The following is a 4970-nucleotide window of genomic DNA, read 5'->3' as shown; positions in this document are numbered from 1 at the left end:
GCGAATTCGGCAGTTTGGTCGAAGAAATTGCCGACGAGGAGCTGGACACGGAACCGGCCGAGGATTCCACACCAGATATTTCCTGGGAAGAGGGCCTGGGGCCCGACGGAGATTTGGAGGAGGAACCGGCGGCCGCCGCGCCGGCGGCCAAGAGCCGGCGACGTGGGCCGCGTCGCAGCCGTCTGCCGATCGAGCAGCAACTCAAGCGCAACCAGGAAATTATCGTTCAGATCGCCAAGGAACCGATCGGCACCAAAGGGCCTCGGCTGACCTCGTTTGTCTCCCTTCCGGGTCGCCATCTGGTGTACATGCCCACCACCAACCACCTGGGCATCTCGCGCCGGATCGAAAGCGCCGAGGAGCGCAATCGACTGCGCACTATCGTTACGGAAATGCGCCCGCCGCAGGGAGGATTCATCGTTCGCACCGCGTGCGAAGGGGTAAGCAAGCGGGAGATTCAGCAGGACATCGCCTTTCTCACCCGGTTGTGGGCGGACGTGGTCAAGCGCGCTGAATCGCAACCGCCAGCGACTCTGCTTAACGCTGATCTGGATTTGGCTTTGCGCGCCATCCGCGACCTCTTCTCAAGCGACGTCGAGCGGCTTTGGTGTGACCATCCACCTACCTTCGAGCGGTTAACCCAATTCGTGCAGCAATACATGCCGCGGCTGCGCTCGCGTTTGTCGGCCTACGAAGGGCCTGAGCCGATCTTCGATCATTTTGGAATCGAGCCGCAGCTCCAGCGCGCGTTGGAGCGCAAGGTTTGGCTGAAGTCGGGTGGCTACCTGGTTTTCGATCAGGCCGAAGCGCTGACCGCGATCGACGTCAACACCGGGCGCTTCGTGGGCAAGCGCAACCAGGAGGAGACCATCCTCAAGACCAATCTGGAAGCGGTCGAGGAGGTGGCCAATCAGCTGCGTCTGCGCAATATCGGCGGGATCATCATCGTGGACTTCATCGACATGACGAAGGAGGGTAATCGCAAGCGGGTCACCGAAGCGCTCTCCCACGCCCTCAAGCGCGACAAAGCACGTACTTCGATGCTCAAGATCTCCGAGCTTGGGCTGGTTCAGATGACCCGTAAGCGGACCCGCGACAGCCTAGAAGCGCTTTTGACCGAGCAATGCCCGCAGTGCGAAGGGCGGCGCGTGGTCAAGTCCATCCCGACCCTGACCGCCGACGTGCTGCGGGGGCTTCAACGCGAGGTCACTCGGCGCAATCATGGCGGGATGCTGCTGGTGCGGCTCAACCCCGACATCGCGCGCTATCTCTACGGTCCTGGCTTCCCTGCCCTGGAAGAGCTGGAGCAGCGCTTTGACGTGAAGATCGTGCTCAAGTCCAAGCAAGACCTGGAGCCGGGAGTATTCGAAGTCAGCCAGGCGCCAGCCGCCGCCTAGCGTAACGTCCCGCTGCACGGGCGACGGAAACACTACCGACTCGGCTCGCGCGCGCCGCTACGTTACGGCTCGCCGGGCTGTCGTGGAATTCCTCGCCTGTACTTCGCTTCGCTCCTAAGAAACTTGTGTCCAAGGCAATGCTACGTCGCTGCAAGTCAGGCTTATGGCGCAGCGCCGGCCAACGGCCGTCGCGCCAGTGGCCGAGGGCATGGTCCTTGGAGCTAAGCGGTGCGAGATAGGGTCTGGATGCGCCCGACTAGGCGCGGCCGGCGCACCGCTCGGTTGCTAGCTTGTCCACCCTAAAAACCATAGAAGGGACCCGAACCTCCCGGCGTGGTGGCGCCAGCAAAGCCCACGAAGACGTTGCGACCGAAGAAAAAAGGCAATCCCCAGTCGAATTGGCCGGCGAAAAAGGGTCCGCCCAAGTCGTCGAAGGCGCTGTTGCCGGTATTGAACAGATGTTGGGCGTTGGCGATATCGAAGTCCACCGTGCTGCTCTGCCCATTGACCCCCACCACCTGGGCGCTGAACGCCAGGGTACTGGGGGGGCAGAAAAAGCCCGGATCCGAGGGGCAGGTGCCAATCTGAGGGTCGGCGAAAAACAGCCCGTTGCTGCCGCTATCGACGACACTGGGGACGCTCGGGCCATTGAAAATAGTGCCGAAGTTACCAACGTTGTTGGTGGTGTAGACAGCGGCCGAGCCCAAGCCGTTATTGGAGCGGGTTCCGATCCCCATCAGCAATTGGCCGCTCACCCCCGCCGCGCCGTTGGCTCCCACCGCAGGCAATTGAAATTGGACGCCGTTGTTGTCTGTCGGCAAAAAGGCCACCGGATCAGCGGCGTCCTGCGAGGGAGCCTCGTCGATTTGCGTGCAACTGGCCTGCGCCGGACAGGTGAAGTAAAGCCCGGCGCCGCGATCGGTGGGAAAGACGCCCACCCCAAACACGCCGTTGACACCTGCGGTGGGGTCGCTGGGACCGCTCCACACCACTCCCCTACTGCTGCAACTGCTCGGGGCCGACGCGAAGGAACTGTCGGCCATGATCTGAACCGGCACGGTAACCGCGGGCTCGCCGCCCAAAATCACGTTCGCGCTCACCATCGGCCCCCACGCCACCACCCCGCTGGCAAAAGGGGCGCACTCGCCGATCGATATCCCGCCGTCGGTGATGGGCGGCAAACTGAGCGACACGGTTTGAGCGAATAGCCGGAGGCCGAAGGAGCCACTATCCAGCAGAATGCCAGAAATAGTCTGGCAACCGCCGGTGCTGCCCGGCGAGCAAATCGTAACCGAGGTGAAGGCGCGGTCGGCCGAGCGCACGCTGGGCACCGGACCGTTGTTGACCACCATCGCAATTGCGTTGGCAGCCAACACGGGAGTGGGTTGGGTGTTAGTGTTATTAGCTCCGGCGCCGCTCCCGCCCTGGCCGCACGCCGTCCAGACCACAGTCAGGCAGGCGCCCAACAGCGGCAGCACACCGCGCCTGTTCACTGAACCACCTCCGCGTCCACCCCCGCCGGAACCAGGCTGGGCACATAGGCGCGCCCCCTCAAATCGAGCATATGCCCTCCGGTTTGAATCACCAGATCCTGGACCTGAACTAGCGAATGGTGCAGTCCCAAAAACTGTTGGCGTAGGCCTTGTTGAAATTGGTTGAAGTAACTCCCCAACAGCACCGCTAGGTTGGGCGGCTGGGGACCGTTCCAAGCTACCCCAAAGACCATCCCATCGGGCGCCACATATTCTCGCACCGTGGTGCCTACCGCGGTTTGAAACTGGCTAACGCTGTATCCGGCCGCGCTTTGATGGGTAAACGCACCGCCAGGGCTGATGGATTGCCGATCCAGCGTCACCGAGTTCGAAGCTTGCCCCAACGTAGCGAACGCTGGCGCGGCTGCCAGCAATAGCGCCAGCGTAGCCAGGCCTCCTGTAGCCCACCATCGCGGGCGGCCAGCTCCATTCTCTCTACTCTTCGAGTCCATTCGACGAGCTTGTGCGACTCGCGGGCGCAATGCAAGTTTCCACGTGCGCAGCGCAATCGCGGGCCGAATGCGCGCAAGATCGCGCAGTGGAGCTTGAGAGTGCCTGATGGAGGATAATGAACTCGTATGAGACCCGCACTGCTTACAAGCGCAACTACCTATTAGCGTAGGCTCTTCTCGTTTGCTGCGATGACCAAGGCTTGAACGCAGGGTAGAAAATTTCTTCCATCCTTCGTTTGACAAGCTGCGCTTGCATTATGGTAAATATCCGCGCAACCAGCCGTCACCATCGCTTCAAGCACAACGGCGGATTGCAAGCTGGCGCGGGCCGTTTTAGTGTAACTGGGATACGAACGATACACGGTTATTTATTTCGAGTGCGTAGCGGGGAAATGGCGAGACACCGCGCGGTGGGCGATCGAAAGCTTTGTGGAGGAGACGATCGTCACGCTCGACTAAATGGCGAGCCCAACGACAGAGCCGCCGCAAACGGGTCCAGTGGTTTGCTACCCTCGCATACAAACCATCAACAGAACGGGCAACTAAAAGGGCTGGCTGGCCCAAATGGTCCGGAGCCCTAACGCGGACGCGCCCCGCGTACGTCGCGGCAGCGCATGACGGAGGCGAGCCTTGGCATCCGAGACGGAAAACAGAATGCGGGCCTTGAGCGCGGCGACCGGCGAACACAGCTGGCGCGAGTCGTTGCGGCGGGGATTGCCGCCCGGAGTGCTGGAGAAAATCGACGGCCATGCCGCCGAGGGCATGGGCGGGCTGGGTCGTTTCGTGCTGCGCTTTCGCCTACCTGTGGGTATCCTCCTGATCCTGATCAGTGCCTTCATGGTGTACGGGGTGACCAAGGTCCAGGTAGCGACCAACTTCGCCGATTTCTTTCCACGCAACCATCCCTATACCCAGCTCTACGAGAAGTACAAAGTCTTCGGTGGCGCGCAAACCCTGGTCGTGATGCTGGAGGCACGCCACGGTACCATCTTCACCATCCCCACCCTGAACAAGATCAGCGACATCACTTTTGACGTCAACAAGATGGATGGCGTCAATCACAACGAAGTATTCTCGCTCGGCTCCTTTCGCGAGGGCTATGCCGAAGCCGTCCCCGGCGGCATCGACATGCATCCCTACATGTATCCCAACCCGCCCGATACTCAGGCCGAAGTGGACGAACTGCGCAAGCAAGTCTTCATCCATCGCGGCGCGCTCAGTCATCTGATCAGCCGCGACGACAAGGCCACCCTCATCACCGCCTCCTTCAACGAAGAGCATATGAATTACAAGGAGCTCTTCGACGACGCCCAGGCGATCGCCAAGAAATATACCGACAAGGACACCAAGATCTATTTGGCCGGCGAGCCGATGGTGCGCGGCTACGGCTATCATTATCTGCCGGCAATCATGATCTGCTTCATTGCCGCCGTGTTGGCGATGATCGTGCTGTTGTACGTCAGCCTGGGCCATCGCAACATCTGGTGGGTACCGATCGTCACCGGCAGCCTGTCGGCCATCTGGGGCCTGGGGTTCGTGGGCTGGATGGGTTACAACTTCGACCCCGTCATGCTGGTCATACCCTTCAT

Annotated in this window: 4 protein-coding genes; 2 read left to right on the top strand and 2 right to left on the bottom strand. The window is 61.2% G+C overall.

The window, feature by feature from the left end:
* On the top strand, positions 1–1397 hold a 1397-nt coding region (locus tag VKV28_15675; GenBank protein HLH78244.1), incomplete at its 5' end, for an Rne/Rng family ribonuclease.
* Between the two features lie 299 nt (positions 1398–1696).
* Here VKV28_15675 and VKV28_15670 read toward each other — a convergent pair.
* Together VKV28_15670 and VKV28_15665 are read right to left on the bottom strand one after the other, a co-directional pair.
* On the bottom strand, positions 1697–2890 hold the full coding sequence (locus VKV28_15670; GenBank protein HLH78243.1) for a DUF3443 family protein: 1194 nt from the start codon (positions 2888–2890) through the stop codon (positions 1697–1699).
* Positions 2887–3381 (bottom strand): DUF2844 domain-containing protein, encoded by a 495-nt coding sequence (locus VKV28_15665; protein HLH78242.1) that lies wholly within the window; start codon positions 3379–3381, stop codon positions 2887–2889. Before VKV28_15665 ends, VKV28_15670 begins: the two co-directional genes overlap by 4 nt.
* A gap of 663 nt (positions 3382–4044) precedes the next feature.
* On the opposite strand from VKV28_15665, the gene VKV28_15660 reads away from it, so the two are divergent.
* On the top strand, positions 4045–4970 hold a 926-nt coding region (locus tag VKV28_15660; protein ID HLH78241.1), incomplete at its 3' end, for a hypothetical protein.

It is taken from the genome of Candidatus Binataceae bacterium, from assembly GCA_035294265.1.
Classification (GTDB): Bacteria; Desulfobacterota; Binatia; order Binatales; family Binataceae; genus DATGLK01.
This window is presented reverse-complemented; position numbering and strand designations above follow the sequence as displayed.